The following is a 19690-nucleotide window of genomic DNA, read 5'->3' on the forward strand; positions in this document are numbered from 1 at the left end:
CGCGCCTCTCGTCGGCCTGTTCGCTTCGCTCTCTCACGTGGTAGCCGCTCCCTGACGGCCGGCGGACCCGCGCCGGGCGGGCCTATGTCGGGTCGCGTCCGTCACGGCTTCGGGCAGGAGTCGGCGCGCTGCCGCTCCTCGTCGCTCAGGCCGGGCAGGTCGCTCTGCGGGGCCGCCGGGGCCGCGGCACCCTGGCCGGGTACGACGGGGGCCGGGGCACTCGTGCTCGGCGTGCTCGGACTCGGGGTGGTCGTGGGGACGCCGGCCGCCGGGGCGCGTCCGGTCGCGGACGGGCTGGGCGCGGTGGTCGCCGTCACGAACCCGGCGTGCGTCGCCACGGTCCCGGCGGCGGCCTGCTGGGTCGGCTGGCCGGTCGCCGGTGTGCCGCCCGGGGCGGACGTGCCGCCGGCGGTGGCCCGGACGTCGGAGACCCTGCGGCAGAACGCGGCCTGCTCGCCCAGCTTCTTCACCTTGTCGTCGGCGTCGCCCAGGCTGCTCGCCGAGATGGTGTTGGTGACGTGGGTGCGCTGGTCCTGCGGGAGGTACTTGAGCTCGATGTCCTTGTACGGCGTGTGCACCGAGGACAGGTTCACTCCGGCCAGGCTCTGGTTCACGCCCTGGAAGACCGCGACGTGGTCGCCCTCGGCACCCACGTAGTACTGGCTCTGGGTCCACTGGTAGCCGAAGAAGCCGCCCGCGCCCAGCAGGCCCACGGTGACCAGGCCGACCAGGGAGAACGCCAGCGCCCGGTTCTTGCGCCTGGGGCGCCGGGGCGCGTCGTCGTCGTAGTCCTCGGTCCCGTGCACCGAGGGCTCGGCGGAACCGCCCTCGTAGCCGCCGGCCGGGCCGAACCCGGGGTCGGGGACCCCGGCGCCGTAGCCCTCGGCGGGGCCGAAGGCGCCCTGCGGGCCGCGGCCGAGCCCGGCCGCGCGGCCGGCCGGGGTGTCGCGGATCGACTGGTCCGCGGCGGTCGAGGACGGCGGGGTCTCGGCGACCGCGCCGACCACCACCGGCACGTCGTTGAACCGGCCGCTCAGGGTGTCCGTGGCGCCGACGTCGAGGACGTCCGCGACGATGCAGGTGATGTTGTCCGGGCCGCCGCCGCGCAGCGCGAGCTGGATCAGCTCCTGCACGGTCTGCTCGGGCGAGTAGTAGCTGCCCAGCGTGTCCTGGAGGGTCTGGTGGCTGACCGGGCCGGAGAGGCCGTCGGAGCAGATCAGATACCGGTCGCCGGCCCGCACCTCGCGGATCGACAGGTCCGGTTCGACCTGGCCCCGGCCGTCCAGCGCGCGCATCAGCAGCGAACGCTGGGGGTGGGTCTCGGCCTCCTCCGGAGTGATCCGGCCCTCGTCGACCAGCCGCTGCACCCAGGTGTGGTCCTGGGTGATCTGCACCAGCGAGCCGTCCCGCAGCAGGTAGGCGCGGGAGTCTCCGACGTGGACCAGGCCCATCCGCTGGCCGGTCCAGAGCATCGCGGTGAGGGTGCAGCCCATGCCTTCGAGCTGCGGGTCCTCCTCGACCATCTGCCGGAGCCGGTCGTTGGCGCCCTGGACCGCGTCGCCGAGCAGGGTCAGCAGGTCGGCGCCCGGCACGTCCTCGTCCAGGCGGACGATCGAGCCGAGCACCTCGGAGGAAGCGACCTCACCGGCCGCCGCCCCGCCCATGCCGTCGGCCACGGCCAGCAGCCGCGGGCCGGCGTAGCCGGAGTCCTCGTTCCCCTCCCGGATCAGTCCCTTGTGGGAGCCGGCGGCGAAGCGCAGCACCAGGGTCATGCGACCTGTGCCCCCCTCTGGGTCATGGACGGGATGCTGTCCCTCATGCGCTACTACTTCCGCAGTTCGATGACGGTCCTGCCGATACGGATCGGCATGCCCGGCTGGAGCGGGGTCGGCGCGGTCAGGCGCTGACGGTCCAGATAGGTGCCGTTGGTGGAGCCTAGATCCTCCACCGTCCACTGCCCAGTCTGGTCGGGATAGATCCTGGCATGCCGGGAGGACGCGTAGTCGTCGTCCAGCACGATGGTGGAGTCGTGCGCCCGGCCCAGCGTGATGGTCTGGCCCTGCAGCGCGACGGTGGTCCCGGCCAGCGAGCCCTGCACCACGACCAGCTGGGTCGGGGCGCCGCGACGGCGCCCGCCGCCCTGGGTCGGCGGACCGCCGGCCGGCGGCTGGCCCTGCGGGGCCCGCCCGGCCGCACCGGCCGCGGGCGCCGCGGCGCCGCCGCCCCGGCGGGAGGACCGGGGGTTCACCCTGGTCCCGAAGAGGTCGCTGCGGATCACCTGGACCGCGACGATCACGAACAGCCACAGCACGGCCAGGAAGCCCAGCCGCATGACCGTGAGGGTCAGTTCTGACATAACCGCGCCCGCTCTACCCTTCGACCTGTCGGTAGACGATGGTGGTGGAGCCCACGACGATTCGAGAGCCGTCGCGGAGCGTAGCGCGCTGGGTGTGCTGCCCGTCCACCACGATGCCGTTCGTCGACCCCAGGTCCAGCACCATCGAGGGTGTGCCGGGGCGGATCTCGGCGTGCTTGCGGGACACCCCGGGGTCGTCGATGCGGACGTCCGCCTCGGTCGAGCGGCCGAGCACGCAGCCGTTCCCGGAGATCTGGTGGCGGGCGCCGTTCACCTCGATCCAGCGGCGCACCGAGGTGCCGTGGCCGCCGCCCGGGAAGGGGCGCACGTTGCCGCCGGCGGGGGCGGCCGGCGCGGTCGGCGCCGGCGGGGTCACGGGGGGCGCGGCCGGTGGCGGCGGGGGCGCGGCGTACTGGGCGCCGCCCTGCTGCCACGGCGCGCCGGGAGCCGGTGCGGCCGGCGGGCGGCCGTAGCCGGGCTGGGTCGGCTGCGCGGGGGCCTGCTGCTGCGGCTCCTCGGCGGCGAGGGTGCGGCTGCGCACCCGGTACAGGCCGGTGTCGAGGTCGTCGGCCTTCTCCAGGTTCACCTGCAGCGGGCCCATGAAGGTGTAGCGCTGGGCCTCCGCGTACTCGCGGACCATGCCGGCGAGCTCGTTGCCCAGCTGCCCGGAGTAGGGGCTCAGCCGCTCGTGGTCGTGCGGGCTGAGTTCGACGATGAAGTCGTTGGGCACGACGGTCCGGTCGCGGTTCCAGATGCTCGCGTTGTTGTCGCACTCGCGCTGCAGCGCTCCGGCGATCTCCACGGGCTGGACCTCGGACTTGAACACCTTGGCGAAGGTGCCGTTGACGAGACCCTCGAGCCGCTGCTCGAACTTCTTCAGCACTCCCATGGGGCACCCCCTTCCAAGGGTTCGTTCGCCTGCCTGCCGACCGGTTTCCGGGGGGAGCCGGTCGCGCCTGATTGCGGTACTTCCGTACTGATCGTATCCACGCCGGGGCCATCCGTACGGTTCCCGGACCATGTGGTGCCCGGGGGTGGGCTCGGACACACAGGGTGACGCATGCGGGCGGCAGCATGCCAGGAGTACCCGCCCGGCGGGCCCGGCATCCCTCGCTCGCCTGTTCGCCGGGCATCCGTTCGGATGCGCTCCGCCTCCCCCGGGAACGGATTCGGAGGTGACCCGCAGGTCGTGCTACTGTTTTGCATGTCGGAAGGGGCGCCCACCGGGTGGCCCGATCGAAGAACCGCGAAGACCACATGGTACCGAGCGGATCGGCTGATCGACCGGCAAGCGGTGAAAACACCCATGCGCGGGTGGCGGAATAGGCAGACGCGCTGGATTCAGGTTCCAGTGCCCGAAAGGGCGTGGGGGTTCAACTCCCCCCTCGCGCACAGCGAAGCCCCGCAGATCTTCGGATCTGCGGGGCTTTTTTGTTTCCCGGCACCGGCAGGGCGGCGGCGGCCCGGGAGGACGGCCCCCGGTCCGGGCCGGACGCTCCCGGTCTCAGGAGGACGGCGCCGGGAGGTCGGCGCGGACCTCGAAGCCGCCGTCCGCGGTCGGGCCGGCGTCCAGCGAGCCGCCGAGCAGCTGGGCGCGTTCGCGCAGGCCGACCAGGCCGTGGCCGCCGCCGGGCAGGATCCGGTCGGGACGGACCGGCGGGGCGTCGTTGCGCACCTCCACCCGCAGCCGTCGCCCCCGGGCCCGGATCCGGACGTGCACCGCGGCCTGCGGCGCGTACTTGGTGATGTTGGTGAGCGCCTCCTGGACGGTCCGGTAGGCGGCCCGCTCGACCGCCTCCGGCCAGGGGCGGTCGCCCGGGGCCAGCTCGGTGTCGGCGGCCAGCCCGCTCTCCTCGATCAGCCGGGGCAGGTCGGCCAGCCTGGGCTGCGGGGCCAGTGGCGCACCGGTCCTCGGCCCGCCGGCCCGCAGTACACCGACCATCTGCCGCAGCTCCTCCAGGGTGCGCACGGACAGCTCGCGGATGGTCGACGCGGCGCCCGAGGCCGCCGGGTCGGTGGTGGACACCTGGAGCGCGCCCGCCTGGATGCTGATCAGACTGACCTGGTGCGAGACCACGTCGTGCATCTCCCGGGCGAGCCGGCCGCGCTCCTCGCTCAGCACCCGGTCGGCCAGCAGCCGGCTCTCCCGGGCCTGGCCCCGGGTGAGCTCGTCCAGCCGGCCCGCCAGCTCGCGCCTGGTCCGGGACAGCAGACCGGTGGCGGCCGGGCCCGCCGCGAGCATCACCGACTGGATGGCGTACAGCGCGGTGTCCCGGCTGGGCTCGAAGGACTGCTCGGAGAGCGGCCAGTGGAAGAACTCCACCAGGGCGAAGAGCGAGGCGCAGGGGAGCACCACCCGGGGGTGGGGGCGTTCGGCCGCCACCGTGTAGACGGCGGTGATCGGGGCGAGCCAGATGTCGTCGAGGTAGCTGCCGGGCATGGTCAGCAGCAGCACGGCGACCGGGTAGCGGCGCCGCCACAGCAGCGCCACGGCGGCCAGGACCGACAGCAGGGTCTGCCAGAGCGGGGCGCCGCGGGCCACCAGGGCGGCGTCCATCAGGGAGTAGACGGCGGGCAGCAGGATCATCAGCCAGGGCGCGGTGAGCCCGGCCGGAAGGCGTCGTGCGGGAGAGGGGTCGCTCATGCCCCGTCGCTCGGCTTCGGCCGGACCAGTCCGGCCCGGTGGGCGACGACGGCCGCCTGGACCCGGTTGGCGGCGCCGAGCTTGCCGAGGATCGCGCTGATGTGGTCCTTCACGGTGCCGGTGCCGAGGAACAGCCGGTCGGCGATCTCGGCGTTGGACAGCCCCTCGCCCAGCAGCGCCAGCACGTCCAGCTCCCGGCCGGTCAGGGTGCGGGCCAGGGCCGCCGCCTCGGCGTCCGGGCCGCCGCCGTCCACGTAGCCGCCGATCACGGTCCGGGTCACGGTCGGGGAGAGGATGTTGCCGCCGGCCGCGAGCACCCGGACGGCGTGCACCAACTGGTCCGGGGCGGTGTCCTTGAGGAGGAAGCCGGAGGCGCCGGCCCGCAGTGCGGTGCCGATGTGCTCCTCGGTGTCGAAGGTGGTCAGCATCGCCACGGCCGGCGGATCGGGCAGCGCCCGCAGCCGGCGGAGCACCGAGATGCCGTCCAGGTCGGGCATCCGGATGTCGAGCAGCACCACGTGCGGACGCAGCCGCCGGACGTACTCCTCGGTCTGCGCGCCCGAGCAGTCGCCGACCACCTCCAGGTCGGGGGCGGAGCCGACGATGAGGCCCAGCCCGGACCGGACCAGGATCTCGTCGTCCACGATCAGCACGCGGGTGGTGGTGATGGTCCCTCCTCGGTTCGGCGGACGGGCCGGGCCGGTCCGCATGACTGGAATCGAGAGTAGGGCCTGACCGGCGGCTTCGCCGGGCCCGGCCTCCCGGAGCAACCCCGCCGAACGGCGGGGGTGTGAATCCGCTGCCTGGTTCACGCGATTCTCACCGATCGTGGGGAACCATGGAATCGGCTGCCGTTCGGTCGGTCCGCGGCCGGGGTGGGTGGCCGGCCGGGCCGCGTGCGGATGCGGCCCACCATCTGATCGTTTGGAATTGAGCTGTGTCGTCCACTGTGAAGCCGGAGCCCTCCGCCGCCCCCACCGGATCCGGGTCCGGTGCCCTCATGGCGCGCTGGCGTCCGCGGGCCGCGGCGGCGACCGTCTGGTACCTGCGGCTGATCGCCCTGCTGAACCTCGTGGCCGTTCTCTCGGTGCCGTTCCGGGACCAGATCGAGACGCACAACGAGGGCGAGTACTTCACCCCCTACCTGATGACCACCGGACTGAGCAGCGCGGTGCTCTCGGTCTTCCTGGCGATCGCGATGCGGCGCCGCAAGCGGGCCGCGTGGATCTTCAACACGGCGCTGGCCGGCCTGTTCGCGGTGCTCTACCTGCTTGCCATGACGCTGCCCGGCGGAGGCTTCACCAAGCACCCGCTGAACTACGTCTCCACCGTGCTGACCTGCGGCTTCGTCCTGGCGCTGCTGGTCGGGCGGAAGGAGTTCACCTCCAAGGGCGACAGCTCCAACCCGAAGACCGCGGCCGCCACGTTCGTGCTCGGCCTGGGCCTCGGCGGGGTGGTCGGCGCGGCCCTGGTCGCCCTCACCAACAACCTGCACGGCGCCGCCGACTTCTGGGACATGTTCCGCTACTCGGTCGGCCGGATGATCACCATCGACCCGAGCCAGCACCTGCGCTCCGTCATCGACGCGCCGACCTGGGTGAACGCGGTCATCAACACCATGGGCGCGGTGCTCTTCCTGCTGGTCCTCTACGTGGCCTTCCGCAGCCCGCGGAACACCGAGCTGCTCACCGCCGAGGACGAGGAGCGGATCCGGGGGCTGCTGGAGAAGCAGGGCGACCGGGACTCGCTGGGCTACTTCGCGCTCCGCCGGGACAAGGCGGTGATGTTCTCGCCGAGCGGCAAGGCGGCGGTCACCTACCGGGTGGTCGGCGGCGTCTCGCTGGCCTCCGGCGACCCGATCGGCGACCCCGAGGCCTGGCCCGGGGCGATCGACGCCTGGCTGTCCGAGGCCCGCGAGCACGCCTGGGCGCCGGCCGTGATGGGCGCCTCCGAGGAGGCCGGGGTGATCTACGCCCGGCACGGGCTGGACGCGCTGGAGCTGGGCGACGAGGCGATCGTGGAGCTCGACGAGTTCTCGCTGGACGGCCGGGCGATGCGGGTGGTGCGCCAGGCGTACAACCGGGTCAAGCGGGCCGGCTACACGGTGCGGATCCGCCGGCACGAGGAGATCCCCGAGTGCGAGATGGCCGAGCTGGTGGCCAAGGCCGACCAGTGGCGCGACGGCGCGACCGAGCGCGGCTTCTCGATGGCGCTGGGCCGGCTCGGCGACCCGGGCGACGGGCGCTGCGTGATGCTGGAGTGCCACGACGCCGAGGGCGAGCTGAAGGCCCTGCTCAGCTTCGTGCCGTGGGGCGCGGACGGGCTCTCGCTGGACCTCATGCGCCGGGCCAGGGACACCGAGAACGGCCTGATGGAGTTCATGGTGATCGAACTCCTGCAGCGCGCCCGTGAGGTGAACCTGGCCAGGGTCTCGCTGAACTTCGCCATGTTCCGTTCCGTTTTCGAACGGGGCTCGAAGCTCGGGGCGGGCCCGGTGCTGCGGCTCTGGCGTTCCGTTCTCGGCTTCTTCTCGCGCTGGTGGCAGATCGAATCGCTCTACCGGGCCAACGCCAAGTACCGGCCGATCTGGGAGCCGCGCTATCTGCTGTTCGAGAAGAGCAGCGAGATTCCGCGGATCGGCATCGCCAGTGCCCGGGCCGAGGGCTTCATCACCGCACCGAGCCTGCCCGCGCTGTTCCGTCGCCGGCACCAGGGGCCGTCCGGCACGGCCCCCCGGGTGGCGGCGGCGGCACAGGACGGGAAGGGGTAGCCCTCCGCCGGGGGGCGGAGGGGGCCGGGCAGCCGTCCGGGGGGATCTCATGGTTGTTTCTCCCCCTAGAGGATGACTCGGATCCGCACAATTGCCGATGTGGATTCGTTAACCGGCTTCTAATGTGGAGGTAGTCGAGAAGGCGCTTGCGCCAACGGGGATTCGGAGAACCGGTTGTGATGCGGAGGACCCACGCGGGGGGCGTGCGAAAGGGGCCGGTGGCTATTGCCAGAGAGGCCGCTGTCGCCGAGTGGGGAGCGCTGTTCGGGACGGTCCGGGAGCAGGTCGCGCGGAAGAAGTTCGCGGCCGTTCCACTGGCCACCGCGGCGACCTGTCTGATCCTGCTGTTCAGCATCGTCCAGCACCTTCCGGGTGGCGCGCAGTTCGTCACCCGGATCGGCGTGGTCAAGGCGGCGCTGCCGCTGGACGTCTCGCTGCTGCGCACGCCGCTGTCGCTGTACGTGCCGGCCCTGGACCTGCCGGTGTGGGGGGCGCTGGCACAGGTCTTCGTGGTCTTCGGCATCGCCGAGATCGTGCTCGGCCGGCGGCTGACCCTGGTGGTCGCCTACACCTGCACCCTCGCCGGGACGCTGTTCGCCCGGGTCGGGGTGGCGATCGGACCGGACCACGTCTTCGGCTTCCCGAAGTGGGTCGCCCACGTGCGGGACACCGGCCCCTCGGCCGCGGTGGTGGCGCTGGCGATCTGCATCGCGTTCCGCTGCCGGGCCTGGTTCACGGCCGGGCTGGTCGTGGCGGTGATGGTCGGCGAGGCGATCGTGCTGCCGAACCTGGCCGGGATGGAGCACGTGGTCGCGGTGATCGCGGCGCTGCTGATCGCCGTCTCGATGGAGGTGTTCGGGGACTTCTGGCCGCGGGTGCTGGCCGGGGTCGGCGCGGCGGCCGTGGTGGCGACGGCCACCGCCTCGCTGGAGGCGGCTGCGGCGGACGTCCGCCGCCGCACCCCGGCCGGCGCGGCCGTGCCCTAGGGGCCGACGAGCAGGACGGACACGGGAGCCCGCGGACCGGACGGTCCGCGGGCTCCTCCGCGTCACAGCGGCAGTTCGAACCAGACGACCTTGCCGACCGCCTTGCGGGCGGTGCCCCAGCGCTCGGCCAGCTTGGTGACCAGGGTGAGGCCGCGGCCGGTCTCGCCGAGCTGTTCGGCGGGCTCCAGCGACGGCAGGTTGTGGTTGTCGTCGCTGACCTCGACCAGCAGCTTGTCCACCCGGATCAGCTGGAGCTGGACCCGGTCCCGCGCCACCCGGACGGCGTTCGTGACCAGCTCGCTGACCAGCAGGACGACGGTGTCGCCGATCGACTCCAGGTGCCAGGCGGCCAGCTGCTCGCGGACCAGGGCACGGGCCCGGCCGACCTCGCGCTGGTCGACGGTGAGGTCCCAGGTGGCGACCTCGCTCGGCGCGACCCCGTCGAAGCGGGCCACCAGCAGCGCCACGTCGTCCTTGCGGTCGTCGGAGTGCAGCCGGTCCAGCACCACGTCGCAGGCCTCCTCCGGGCTCTGCCGGGGGTCGATCAGATTGCCGCAGAGCGCGGCCAGGCCCGCCCCTATGTCACCGCCCCGGACCTCGACCAGGCCGTCGGTGCAGAGCACCAGCATCGAGCCGTCCGAGACGTCGATGGTCTTGGCGACGAACGGCACCCCGCCGACGCCGATCGGGGCGCCGGCCGGGATCTCCAACAGCTCGCCGGTGCCGTCCGGGTGGACCAGGACCGGGGGCACGTGGCCGGCGCTGGCCAGCTCGCAGGTCCGGTTGATCGGGTCGTAGACCGCGTACAGACAGGTGGCGAGATGGTCGTCGCCGAGCTTGTGGGCCAGGTTGTCCAGATGGCGCAGCAGCTGGCCGGGCGGCAGGTCGAGCGCGGCCAGGGTCTGCATCGCGGTGCGGAAGCGGCCCATCGCGGCGGCCGAGTGGAGGCCGTGGCCCATGACGTCGCCGACCACCAGCGCGACCCGGCTGCCGGGGAGCTGGATCGCGTCGAACCAGTCGCCGCCGACCTCGGCCCGGGAGTCGCCGGGCAGGTAGCGGTGGGCGATCTGGACGCCGGGGATCTGCGGGGGACGGGTCGGGATCATCGAGCGCTGCAGGGTGGTGGCGACCCGGGACTCGGCCCGGTGCAGCCGGGCGTTGTCGAGCGAGAGCGCGGCCCTGGCGGCCAGCTCCTTGAGGGTGGCGGCGTCGCTCTCGTCGAACGGGGCCCGGTCGGGGAGCCGGAGCAGTTTGAGGATGCCGAGCACGGTGCCGCGGGCGGAGAGCGGCACGACCAGCATCGAGCGGCCGGACACCACCGGGACGAGCTCGGGGCCGCCGAGCGCGGCGGCGTACTCGACCGCGACGTCCCGGGTGACCACCGGGACCAGGACCGGCTGGTTCAGCTGGAGGGCCATGCCGGGCGGGGTGCGCCGGGGCATGGCGACCAGCGAACCCTCGGCGAGCACGTGGTCCCACTGGCCGGCGGACTCGTTGCGGGCCAGGGCGACCCGGCGCAGCATCGTGTCGTCGTCGGGGCGGGCCGCGGGCAGCTCGGAGTCGGAGATCAGGCCGTCCACGAGGTCGACGCAGGCGAAGTCGGCGACCCGGGGGACGAGCACCCGGCACAGCTCGTGGGCGGTGAAGCCGAGATCGAGGGTGGTGCCGACCTTGCCGCCGACCTCGTTGAGCAGGGCGAGCTGCTCGCCGGCGTGGCCGTTGGTCAGGAACGGGCCGAACCGGCCGGCCGGCGGTCCGGGCGGGGGCGCGGCGGCGCCGGGGACGGGGACGGGGACGGTGGTCGGCGGGGTCGGTGCGGTCGGCGGCGCCGGGTCGCCCGGGTGCAGCCGGTGTCCGTTGGCGGACGGGCCGACGGTGGTCTGCTCGATGGTGGTGCCTCCTCTCGGCGGGGCCGGGACGCCGCCGGCCGTGAGCTCGCCGCCGGGGCGGTCGGAGCGGGCGGCCCGGTCCGCGGCGGCCGGTGCGGCCGCGGCCTCGCGCTGGGCGGGCAGCGGCGCGGCCGGCGGGGCGGCGGGGCGGCGTCCGGGGGCGGACTGCTCGGGCGGGGCCGGCGGGCCCAGCCGGGCGGTGCGCTGCTGGGCGGTCGGGTAGCGGCGGCCGATCCCGGCCGCCGCGTGGGCGGTGCCGGCCGCCGGGTCGGCCGGGTGCAGCGGCAGCACGGTGCTCGGGTCCAGCCGCAGGGCGGGCAGTCCGCCCCGGGCGAGCGCGGCCAGCAGCGGTCCGCGGCGCTCGGCCGCGCCGGGCAGCACCGCGGCGAGCGTTCCGGGGACCGGCCGGCCGGCGGCGCCCAGCGCGGCGGAGAGCCGGTGGAAGCCGCCCAGGGCACCCGGGGCGGCGGCGAACGGCAGCAGCCGCTCGCCGAGCGCCAGCCGGGGGCCGGCGGTGCGCAGCGGGCGGGCGTCGGCGGCCAGGGCCAGCAGCCGGCCGGCCGGGCCCTCCAGCGGGTAGGCCCACCAGAGCACGTCCCGCAGGTGCTCCTCGCGGTCGACCACGGGCAGCTGCCCCGCCCAGGCGGTGCCGTCCGGGGTCAGCTCGGCGAGGGTGGTGAAGGTGTCGCGGCGGCGGCCGGTGCCGGCGGGCCCGGCCTGGCCCGGCACGCTGCGCGGCTCGGCGGCGGGCAGCAGGCCGGCGGCCGGCCGGTCGTGGACGGCCTCGGCGCGGTGTCCGAACAGCTCCTCGGCGGCCCGGCTCCACTGGGCGATCCGCCCCTCGCGGTCGACCAGCACGACGGCGAGCCGGACCAGGGCGACCACCCCCGACGGCTGGTCGCCCGGTGCGGTGCCGGGCTCCGGAGCGGTGCCCGTCGGACGCGGTGTGGAGTTTGGATCGTCCACCATGGATTCGGTCTGCTCCCGCCTGGCCGCCACGCCTGGAGACGGCCGGTTCTCCGGAGGAAGGCATGCTGTGCGGATACCAGCGAAGCACGGACCGGCCGGGACTCGATAGCGAAACGGGGAGATTCCTCGGTATCAGTTGCGTGTCACACGCCGTGCGCCCCTGCGCACTCCCCGTCCGGCCCGCAGGCCGGGCCGGGTCCGGGCGGTAGGGTCGCAGCACGGGCCCGGCCGGCCCCGCACCGGACAGCAGGAGACGGAGGCCAGAGGTGACCGCGCAGATCCCCGTCCGCTGGACGGATCCGCAGCAGGGGGAGCTGGAGGAGCGGGTCGAGGCCGCCGAACTCGCCTGGCTGACCATGGACGTCGACGTGCGGACACTGCGCGTCGAGATCGACAACTTCGCGCTGATCCACCACCAGCTGCTCGGTCCGCTCTACGCCCGGCTGGACGAGCTGGACGCGCTGCTGGCCGAGGCCGTGGCCGCCCGGACCGGGCTGCCGGACGACCTCCGGCGGGCCCACGAGGCGCGGCAGCGGGTGGACGACATGCCGGACCTGGACGCGCTGTTCGACAGCGTCCGGGCCCAGGAGGACACCCCGCCGCCGCCCGCGCCGGTCCGGGTCCGTCCCGGCCGGGACGCCCAGCGGATCTACCGCGAGCTGGTGCGCCGGGCCCACCCCGACCTGTCCACCGACCCGGCCGAGCAGGAGCGCCGGGCGGCGTTCCTGGCCCGGGTCAACGAGGCCTACGCGTACGGCGACACCGGCGCCCTGGAGGCGCTGTCGGCCGAGTGGTCCACCGCGCCCGAGGCTGCGCCCGCGACCGACTCCCCCGGGCGGCTCGGCTGGCTGCGCCGCCGGCTGGAGTGGCTGACCGGGCGGATCGGCGAGCTGGCCGCGGAGCAGGTCCGGCTGGAGCGCAGCGCGATGGGCGAGCTGCTGGCCCTGGCCCCGCAGGACCCGGACGGGCTGCTGGCCGAGCTGGCCGAGCAGCTGCTGGCCAGGGCCGCCGCGCAGCAGGCCGAGCTGGAAGGGCTGCTCGGCGGCCGTCCGGTGGGGGAGAATGGCGGCGCCGATCCCGAAGCCCAGGAGAACCAGACGATGTTCGCGCAGATCCCCACCATCGACGCCGCCGCCGTGCCCGCCGACGCCGCCCTGCTGGACGTCCGGGAGCAGGACGAATGGGACGCCGGACACGTGGCGGGCGCCCTGCACATCCCGATCGGCGAGGTCGTCGCCCGGCTCGGCGAGCTGCCGGAGGAGAAGCTCTACGTGCTCTGCCGGGTCGGCGGGCGCTCCGCGCAGGTCGTCCAGTACCTGGTGCAGAACGGCCGGGAGGCGGTCAACGTGGACGGCGGCATGTACGCCTGGGACGGTGCCGGGCGCCCGATGGTGAGCACCGGCGGGCAGGACGCCTTCGTCCTCTGAGGCAGGTCCCGGAGCACGATCCGGAGCCACGACCCGGGCCGGGTTCTGGACCAGGACCCGGGCCATGCCTCGGACCAGGCCTTGAACCATGTCTTGGACCAGGTTCCGGGCCGGGGCCCGGGGAACGGACGACCGGGGGGATCCGTCCGCCCCGGGGAGTAGGGCAGGATGGGCGCGCGACCGGGCCGGCGCGGTGCCGGCCCCACCCGTCCCCGGGGGAGTTCATGGCCGAGAGCACGGACCCGCCGCCCGTCCGCCGGCCCTGGTCGGCGCCCGCGCGGGTCGTCCTGGGCGCGGCCGGAGCCCTGCTGACCGGTGCCACCGGGCTCTTCCTCGGCGCGGTCTTCCTGCACGTGGCACCCGCCAATTCGCTGTCCCGGGAGTACCGGGAGCAGGTGGACGGCCTGATCTATCCGGAGTTCGAGCAGAACTGGAAGCTGTTCGCGCCCAATCCGCTGCAGCAGAACGTCGCCGTGGACGCCCGGGTGCGGACCGAATCGCCGGACGGGGAGGCGCGGATCCACGAGTGGGTCGGGCTGACCGCTCAGGACATCGCCGCGATCCGGGGCAATCCGGCGCCCAGCCACGCGGACCAGAACCTGCTGCGGCGCGCGTGGGACTTCTACGACGGTTCGCACAGCGCCCAGGACGAGTCGGCGACCAATCCGCGCGGCACGCTCGCCGAGGAGTACCTGAAGCGGATCGCGGTGCAGCGGATCGGCCCGAGCGTGGACGGTCGGCCGGTGGTGGCGGTCGAGCTGCGGGTGACCAGTACGACGGTCGCGCCGCCGGCGTGGAGCGGGGAGGCGGCGCCCGGCGCGCCGAAGGTGCGGGAGCTGCCCTGGTGGCCGGTGAAGGCCGGGGACCTGCGGGGGCTCCGGTGAGCGCGGCGGTGCCCGGCGGACCGGGCGACACGACCGGCGTGACCGACCCGGCCGGGGGCGTCGAGGTGGCCGGTACGGCCGGGGTCGTCGACGCGGCCGGTACGGCCGGGGGCGTCGGTCCGGCCGGGGCGGTCGACGCAGCCGGGGACGCGGCCGACGCGGCGGTGGCGGCGGCGGTGGTGGCCGGGATCCCCCGGCAGCCCGGCCCGGAGACGGCCGGCCCGCCCGCCGGCGTCCGTCGGGCCGGGCCGGCCGGGCTCGCCGGGCGGGCGGTCGCGGTGTTCACCGGGCGGGTGCTCGGGCGGTACCAGGCGGCGACGGTGCGGATCGGCTTCGGGCTGGTCTGGCTGGCGTACCTGCTGCGGGAGTGGCCCAACCGGCGGCTGCTGTACGGCGACACCTCGCCCTGGTCGGCCGACCTGGCCCAGCGGCTGCTGGCCGACAACGGGGCGCTGACCGTGCTGCCCTGGTTCGGCGGTCGGCTCTGGTTCGAGCTGGTCTACCACCTGGCGGTGCTGGCCGCGCTGGCCGTCCTGCTCGGCTGGCGGACCAGGGCGAGCACGGTGCTGTTCCTGGTCACCGTGCTGTCGCTGCAGAACCGCAATGTCTTCCTGGGCGACGGCGGCGACAACATCGTCCACCTGATGGCGGTCTACCTGGTCTTCACCCGGTGCGCCGAGGTGTGGTCGCTGGACGCCCGCCGGGGCGGCTCCGGGCGTGGCGGGGTGCCGCTCTGGTCGCTGCTCGGCGGGCTGCTGCTGGTCTGTCAGCTGGGCGGCTTCGCCGGGACCAGCCTGGCCTGGACCACCCCGGGGTTCCCGTACGTCGGCTGGGCGCCGCTGTTCTGGGGGCTGTGGGCGGTGGCCGGGCTGTGGTGGCTGGCCGGCCGGCTGGCGCCGGAGGGCGAGACCCGGGCGGTGCTGGACGCGCTGGCGACCATGGTGCACAACTGCGCGATGCTGGTGATCGCCGTCGAGGTGGTGCTGATCTACGCCACGGCCGGCTGGTACAAGGTGCAGGGCTCGCGCTGGCAGGACGGCACCGCGCTGTACTACCCGCTGCACCTGGACTACTTCACCCCCTGGCCGGGCCTGTCGGGGCTGGTCGGCGGGGCGCTGCTGCCGGTGTTCCTGATCTCCTACGGGACGGTGCTGCTCCAGGTCGGCTTCCCGTTCACGCTGGTCGACCGGAGGGTCAAGAACGCGCTGCTGGTGGTGATGATGGCCGAGCACGTCGGGATCGCCGTCCTGCTCGGGCTGCCGGTGTTCTCGCTGGCGATGATCGCGGCGGACGCGGTCTTCCTGCCGACGGCGGCGCTGTGCTGGGTCGGGGCGCGGGTCGCGCGGATCCGGCCGCGGAGGGCAGCACTAAGCTGACCGTTATGTCCTGGTTCGCCGCACTTCGAGACACCGCGCGGACCGGACTGACCGTCGACCGGGCGCTCACCGATCCCAAACGGGCGGTGCGCGGGGCGGTCGCCGTCGCCCTGGTGCTCTTCCCGACCCTGGCCCTCGGCGGCGCCCGCCTCGCCACCTCGGCGGCGATGGGCGCGTTCATCGCCGGCACCGCGACCTTCCAGCGCAGCTTCCGCCCCCGCGCCACCCTCGCCGTCGCCGCCGGTACCGGACTCGGCGTCAGCACCTTCCTCGGCTACCTCGCGGTCGGAGTGCCCGGGGCCTTCCCCGTCCTGCTCGCCGTCTGGGCCTTCGGCGCCGGACTCGCCTGGGCCGTCGGACCGACCGCCGGAATCGTCGCCGCCAACACCCTCTCGGTGATGCTGATCGTGGTCCAGCTGCCCGTCAGCCCGCTCACCGCGCTCGGCCACGGACTGGTCTGCGCGCTCGGCGGCGTCGTCCAGGCCCTGGTCATCACCGTCTGGCCGATCGGCAGCTGGACCGCCCAGCGCGAGGCGCTCGCCGACACCTACGCCGAACTCGCCGACTACGCCCGGCGGCTGCGCCAGGACCCGACCGCGCACATCGACCCGGCACCGTTCATGACGGCCCGGCACGCCGCCGCGCTCACCCCCTGGCAGGACCGCAACCGCCCGCCCGAGCTGCGCGGCCTGCGCGGCCTCGCCGAACGCATCAGGCCCACCCTGGCGGCCATCGCCGACCCCAAGGTCGGCGCCCCCGCGGAGGGCCCCGAACGCGACCGGGCCCGCGAGGTCCTGGCGGCCGCCGCCGAGGCGATGGACGCCCTGGCCCGGGCGATCCGCACCGGCGACCCGCTCCGGCTGCCCTCCTCCGCCCCGGCCCTCACCCTCGTCGCCCGGACCGAGGGACCGGAACTGCGCGGCGCCGCCCGCCGCGCCGCGCGCCGGCTGGCCGGGCTGCTCCGCGGCGCCGCCGACGCGCTCGACCGGGGCGCCGAGGACACCATCGACACCCCCGTCGTCCAGCCCGGCGGGACGCTGCGCAAACCGCCGCTGATCCGGATGCTGCCGACGGCGCTGCGCGCGGTGCGGCGGCAGTTCCGGCCGCACTCGGCCGTCTTCCAGCACGCCGTCCGGCTGGCCGGAGTGGTCACCGCGGCCTATCTGCTGGCCCGGCTGGTCGGTTTCGAACACGGCTACTGGGCGCCGATGACCGCCGCCATGGTGATGCGCCCGGACTTCGCCCAGACCTACAGCCGGGGCGTGGCCCGGCTGGCCGGGACGGCGGTCGGGGTCGCGGTCTCCACCCTGGTGGTGCAGCTGGCGCGGCCCGGCGAGTGGGTGCTGGCCGCACTCGCCGTGCTCTCGATCGGCGGCGCCTATCTGGCCTTCCGCACCGGCTACGCCGTGGTCACCGCCTGCATCTCCTCCTACGCCGTCTTCCTGCTCGGACTCCAGGAGGGGAACCCGCTGGTCACCGCCGTCGAACGGGTCGGCCTCACGCTGCTCGGCGGCTCGCTGGCCCTGTTCGTCTACGCGCTCTTCCCGACCTGGCAGACGGCCAGGCTCGGCGAGCGGCTGGCCGAGTGGCTGGCCGCCGCCGGTCGGTACACGGCCGAGGTGATCGCCGTCTACGAACGGCCGGCCGCCCCGCGCGGGCGGGAGGTGCGCGGGGCGCTGCTGGACTCCCGGGAGGCGCGCTCGGAACTGCTCCAGGCGATGCAGCGGGCCGACGCCGAACCCGGTCGGCACGCCTCCGGCCTGCCCGGGGTCAGCCGCCGCCAGCTAGACCGGGCCCGGGCGGCGGTCGGCCACCTCGGACGGGTCGCCGTCCTGCTGGAGGCCCACCTGCCCGGGCCCGACGCCGAGCCGGTGCCGGGCGCGGCCGAGTTCGCCGAGGAACTGCGGCTGGCCACCGCGCTCTCGGCGGGCGCGCTGCTGACCGGGCAGCCGGTGGACTTCGGCGCCGTCCGGGAGGCCCAGGAGCGGCTGGAGCGGCGGCTCTCCGACGCGCCGCCCGGGGTGCAGCGGGACGTGGTGAGGGCCGGGACCAGACTGCTGCTGCAGGCGCTGAAGGACCTGGAACGGGCGCTGCGGGCCGGCGGTACGGCGGGAGCCGCCGGGCGGCGCGAGCCGGAGCCGACGGGACGTTAGGCCGGGTTCCGGTCGTCGGCTCGCGCCGCCCCGCCGTCAGGAGGCTGCTGCCGCCGCCTCCAGCCAGTTGGCGAACTCGCACGCGAAGTGCCACTGATGACCGGTCGACAGCTCGACCGGGGCCGCTGCCGGGAACTCGACGGTGAGCCGGATCCGCAGCCCCCGGGGGGAGTCGGCGAACTCGTGCATCACCCGCAGCACCTCGGAGCCGTCCGCGAGGTGGCCGGTGCCACCGATCCGGACCGGGTACTCCGGGGTCGCCGGGGTGGGGTGGAAACGGAGGTGGAAGCGGAGCGGCCCGGCGCCCACCGTCTCGATGATCTCGACCGTTCCACCGGTGGAGTCGGCCAGGTAGTGCTCCGGGTTGGCGGCCAGCAGGGCGGCCCGGTCGCCGGCCCGCAGCCGGCCCTGCCACCAGGCGAGGAAGGTCCCGGCGTCGATGCCGGTGGCGGTCAGCTCGGTGACGGCCGCACGCCACCGGCCGCCGGAGAGCCGCAGCCAGTCGACCGTCGCGGCGCCGGTCGCGGCGGTGTCGGCGGCGAGCAGCTCGCGGACGCGGTCGTCGCCGAGGCGCTGCTTGAGCAGTCGCAGGGCGGCCCGGGAACGGTCCAGCTCCCAGGCGAGGACGGCCGGGCGGTCGTACCCGGTGCCGTCGATGTCGATGTGGATGGCCGGCGGTGAGGTGGTCGTCATGGCGTCGCTCCTCGAAGGGGTGCCCCGCTAAGCGGAGAGAATTTCTCCGTCTCGCTGGACGGTAGCATAGGAGGAGAAAATTCCTCCGGTTAAGGGCTGGCGATGAGAGCGGACGCGGAACGCAGTCGACGCAGGATCCTGGACGCGGCCTGCGAAGTGTTCCTGGAACGCGGCCCCGACGCCCCGCTGGACGCGGTGGTCCGCCGCGCCGGCGTCGGCCCCGGCACCCTCTACCGGCGCTTCCCCGACCGGGAGGCCCTCGTCCGGGCCCTCGTCACCGACCTGCTCACCCGGCTCGCCGCGGCCGCCGACCGGGCCCGGGAGGACGAGCCGGACCCGTACCGCGCTCTGCGCCGCTTCGTGCACGCCGCCGCCGACCTGCGGATGGGAGCGGCGATCGTCGTGCTGCTCGAACGGCTGGTCGTCGACGGGGAACTGGCCGCCGCCCGCTCCCGCGCGGTCACGGCGGCCGGAGAACTGCTGCGCGCCGCCCAGGACGCCGGCCGACTCCGCGCGGACGTCGGCACGGGCGACCTGGTGCTGCTCTGCGTCCGCGTCTCCCGCCCGCTCCCGGGCGGTCTGGCCGCACTCGACGCCGACGGCACACTCGTCCACCGGCACCTGGACCTCGCCCTGGCCGGGCTGCGGCCCGGAGCGCCCGAGGAGGACAGCGGCGAACCGCTCACCTTCGACCAGGTCATCACCGCCGCCGGCCGGCCGGGCGAACCCGAGGTGGCAGAGTGGGCGGGATGAACGAGGAACAGCTGCGCGCCTGGCGGACCGGCGCCGAGGAGCCGGGCGCCGTCCTGCTGGACGGCTTCCACCCGCTGAAGCACGCACTGCGGTTCGGCGGCGCCGTCCGGCAGGTGCTGACCGCCGACCGGGCCGCACTGCTGGCACTCGCCGCCGAACTGGCCCCGGACGTCGCCCCCGCGCTGGACGCGCTGGCCGTCGAACTCCCGGAGGCCGCGCTGCGCACCCTCGCACCCCGGCTGAGCCCCACCGGGGTGGTCGCCCTGGCCGTGCGCCCCACCACCGCGGCCAACCGCGCCGCGCTGGCCGTCCGGCCCCGGCCGGCGCCCGTCGTGCTGCTGGAGAACCCCCGCAACCTGGGCAACGTGGGCGCCGTCATCCGGCTGGCCGCCGGCTTCGGCGCGGCCGGCGTGGTCACCACCGGCGAACTCGACCCGTGGCACCCCGCCGTGCTCCGCGGCAGCGCCGGCCTGCACTTCGCCACCGCCGTCGAGCGGCTGACCCTGCCGGAACTGCCGGCCGGTCCGCTCCACGTACTGGACCCCGAGGGCACCGACATCCGGGAGACGGCCTTCCCGGACGACGCGGTGCTCGCCTTCGGCACCGAGCGGCACGGCGTCTCGGCGGAGCTGCGGGCCCGGGCCGACCGGCTGGTCGCGGTGCCGATGCGGCCCGGGGTCTCCAGCTTCAACCTGGCGACCAGCGTGGCGATGGGGCTGTTCCACTGGATGTCGGGGCGCCCGCCCGGCGCCGGCGGCGTCTGACCGGCCGTCCCCCGCCCGGCACGGGA

The 19690-nt window shown here is 74.8% G+C and carries 15 protein-coding genes and 1 tRNA gene; 9 read left to right on the forward strand and 7 right to left on the reverse strand.

The window, feature by feature from the left end:
* Positions 1–101 precede the first annotated feature (101 nt).
* From ACIPYS_RS22620 to ACIPYS_RS22630, 3 genes are read right to left on the reverse strand one after another with little or no spacing between them, the layout of a single operon-like run.
* Positions 102–1772, reverse strand: coding sequence for a PP2C family protein-serine/threonine phosphatase (locus ACIPYS_RS22620; RefSeq protein ID WP_400748726.1), 1671 nt, complete (start codon positions 1770–1772; stop codon positions 102–104).
* Between the two features lie 53 nt (positions 1773–1825).
* On the reverse strand, positions 1826–2356 hold the full coding sequence (locus ACIPYS_RS22625) for an FHA domain-containing protein (protein ID WP_093861229.1): 531 nt from the start codon (positions 2354–2356) through the stop codon (positions 1826–1828).
* A 13-nt stretch (positions 2357–2369) separates the two neighbouring features.
* Positions 2370–3245: a DUF3662 and FHA domain-containing protein gene (locus ACIPYS_RS22630; protein ID WP_093861230.1), complete on the reverse strand. Its 876-nt coding sequence runs from the start codon at positions 3243–3245 to the stop codon at positions 2370–2372.
* Between the two features lie 419 nt (positions 3246–3664).
* Between ACIPYS_RS22630 and ACIPYS_RS22635 the strand changes: the two genes are divergently transcribed.
* Positions 3665–3748 (forward strand) — tRNA-Leu (locus tag ACIPYS_RS22635).
* A gap of 112 nt (positions 3749–3860) precedes the next feature.
* Here the strand turns inward: ACIPYS_RS22635 and ACIPYS_RS22640 are convergent.
* On the reverse strand, positions 3861–5000 hold the full coding sequence (locus ACIPYS_RS22640) for a sensor histidine kinase (protein WP_400748731.1): 1140 nt from the start codon (positions 4998–5000) through the stop codon (positions 3861–3863).
* Complete coding sequence (locus ACIPYS_RS22645) at positions 4997–5710, reverse strand: response regulator (RefSeq protein WP_400748734.1); 714 nt, start codon at positions 5708–5710, stop codon at positions 4997–4999. The genes ACIPYS_RS22640 and ACIPYS_RS22645 overlap by 4 nt, the downstream gene beginning before the upstream one ends.
* A gap of 290 nt (positions 5711–6000) precedes the next feature.
* Between ACIPYS_RS22645 and ACIPYS_RS22650 the strand changes: the two genes are divergently transcribed.
* Together ACIPYS_RS22650 and ACIPYS_RS22655 are read left to right on the forward strand one after the other, a co-directional pair.
* Positions 6001–7770 carry a phosphatidylglycerol lysyltransferase domain-containing protein gene (locus ACIPYS_RS22650; RefSeq protein WP_400748736.1) on the forward strand — a complete coding sequence of 590 codons (1770 nt, stop codon included), beginning with the start codon at positions 6001–6003 and terminating at the stop codon, positions 7768–7770.
* Between the two features lie 218 nt (positions 7771–7988).
* The gene (locus ACIPYS_RS22655; protein WP_159424951.1) at positions 7989–8756 is read left to right on the forward strand and encodes a hypothetical protein; all 768 of its coding nucleotides are present in this window, start codon (positions 7989–7991) and stop codon (positions 8754–8756) included.
* 62 nt (positions 8757–8818) lie between these two features.
* Here ACIPYS_RS22655 and ACIPYS_RS22660 read toward each other — a convergent pair whose 3' ends face one another.
* Complete coding sequence (locus tag ACIPYS_RS22660) at positions 8819–11614, reverse strand: SpoIIE family protein phosphatase (RefSeq protein ID WP_400748739.1); 2796 nt, start codon at positions 11612–11614, stop codon at positions 8819–8821.
* Between the two features lie 266 nt (positions 11615–11880).
* Between ACIPYS_RS22660 and ACIPYS_RS22665 the strand changes: the two genes are divergently transcribed.
* The 4 genes from ACIPYS_RS22665 (at position 11881) to ACIPYS_RS22680 (ending at position 17454) form a co-directional block, all read left to right on the forward strand.
* Positions 11881–13041, forward strand: coding sequence for a rhodanese-like domain-containing protein (locus ACIPYS_RS22665; protein ID WP_400748742.1), 1161 nt, complete (start codon positions 11881–11883; stop codon positions 13039–13041).
* Positions 13042–13265: 224 nt separating this feature from the next.
* Complete coding sequence (locus tag ACIPYS_RS22670; protein WP_093861233.1) at positions 13266–13925, forward strand: DUF5819 family protein; 660 nt, start codon at positions 13266–13268, stop codon at positions 13923–13925.
* Positions 13922–15301: an HTTM domain-containing protein gene (locus ACIPYS_RS22675; protein ID WP_400748745.1), complete on the forward strand. Its 1380-nt coding sequence runs from the start codon at positions 13922–13924 to the stop codon at positions 15299–15301. Before ACIPYS_RS22670 ends, ACIPYS_RS22675 begins: the two co-directional genes overlap by 4 nt.
* 5 nt (positions 15302–15306) lie before the next feature.
* Positions 15307–17454 carry an FUSC family protein gene (locus ACIPYS_RS22680; RefSeq protein ID WP_093861235.1) on the forward strand — a complete coding sequence of 716 codons (2148 nt, stop codon included), beginning with the start codon at positions 15307–15309 and terminating at the stop codon, positions 17452–17454.
* A gap of 36 nt (positions 17455–17490) precedes the next feature.
* Here the strand turns inward: ACIPYS_RS22680 and ACIPYS_RS22685 are convergent, their stop codons facing one another.
* The gene (locus tag ACIPYS_RS22685; protein ID WP_400748748.1) at positions 17491–18147 is read right to left on the reverse strand and encodes a hypothetical protein; all 657 of its coding nucleotides are present in this window, start codon (positions 18145–18147) and stop codon (positions 17491–17493) included.
* A gap of 102 nt (positions 18148–18249) precedes the next feature.
* On the opposite strand from ACIPYS_RS22685, the gene ACIPYS_RS22690 reads away from it, so the two are divergent.
* A complete protein-coding gene (locus ACIPYS_RS22690) occupies positions 18250–18900 on the forward strand; it encodes a TetR/AcrR family transcriptional regulator (protein ID WP_400748751.1) in 651 nt (216 codons plus the stop codon).
* Positions 18897–19664 carry a TrmH family RNA methyltransferase gene (locus ACIPYS_RS22695; protein WP_400748754.1) on the forward strand — a complete coding sequence of 256 codons (768 nt, stop codon included), beginning with the start codon at positions 18897–18899 and terminating at the stop codon, positions 19662–19664. Before ACIPYS_RS22690 ends, ACIPYS_RS22695 begins: the two co-directional genes overlap by 4 nt.
* The last annotated feature ends 26 nt before the right edge of the window (positions 19665–19690 follow it).

This window comes from Kitasatospora sp. NPDC089913, assembly GCF_044748625.1.
Lineage (GTDB): Bacteria > Actinomycetota > Actinomycetes > Streptomycetales > Streptomycetaceae > Kitasatospora.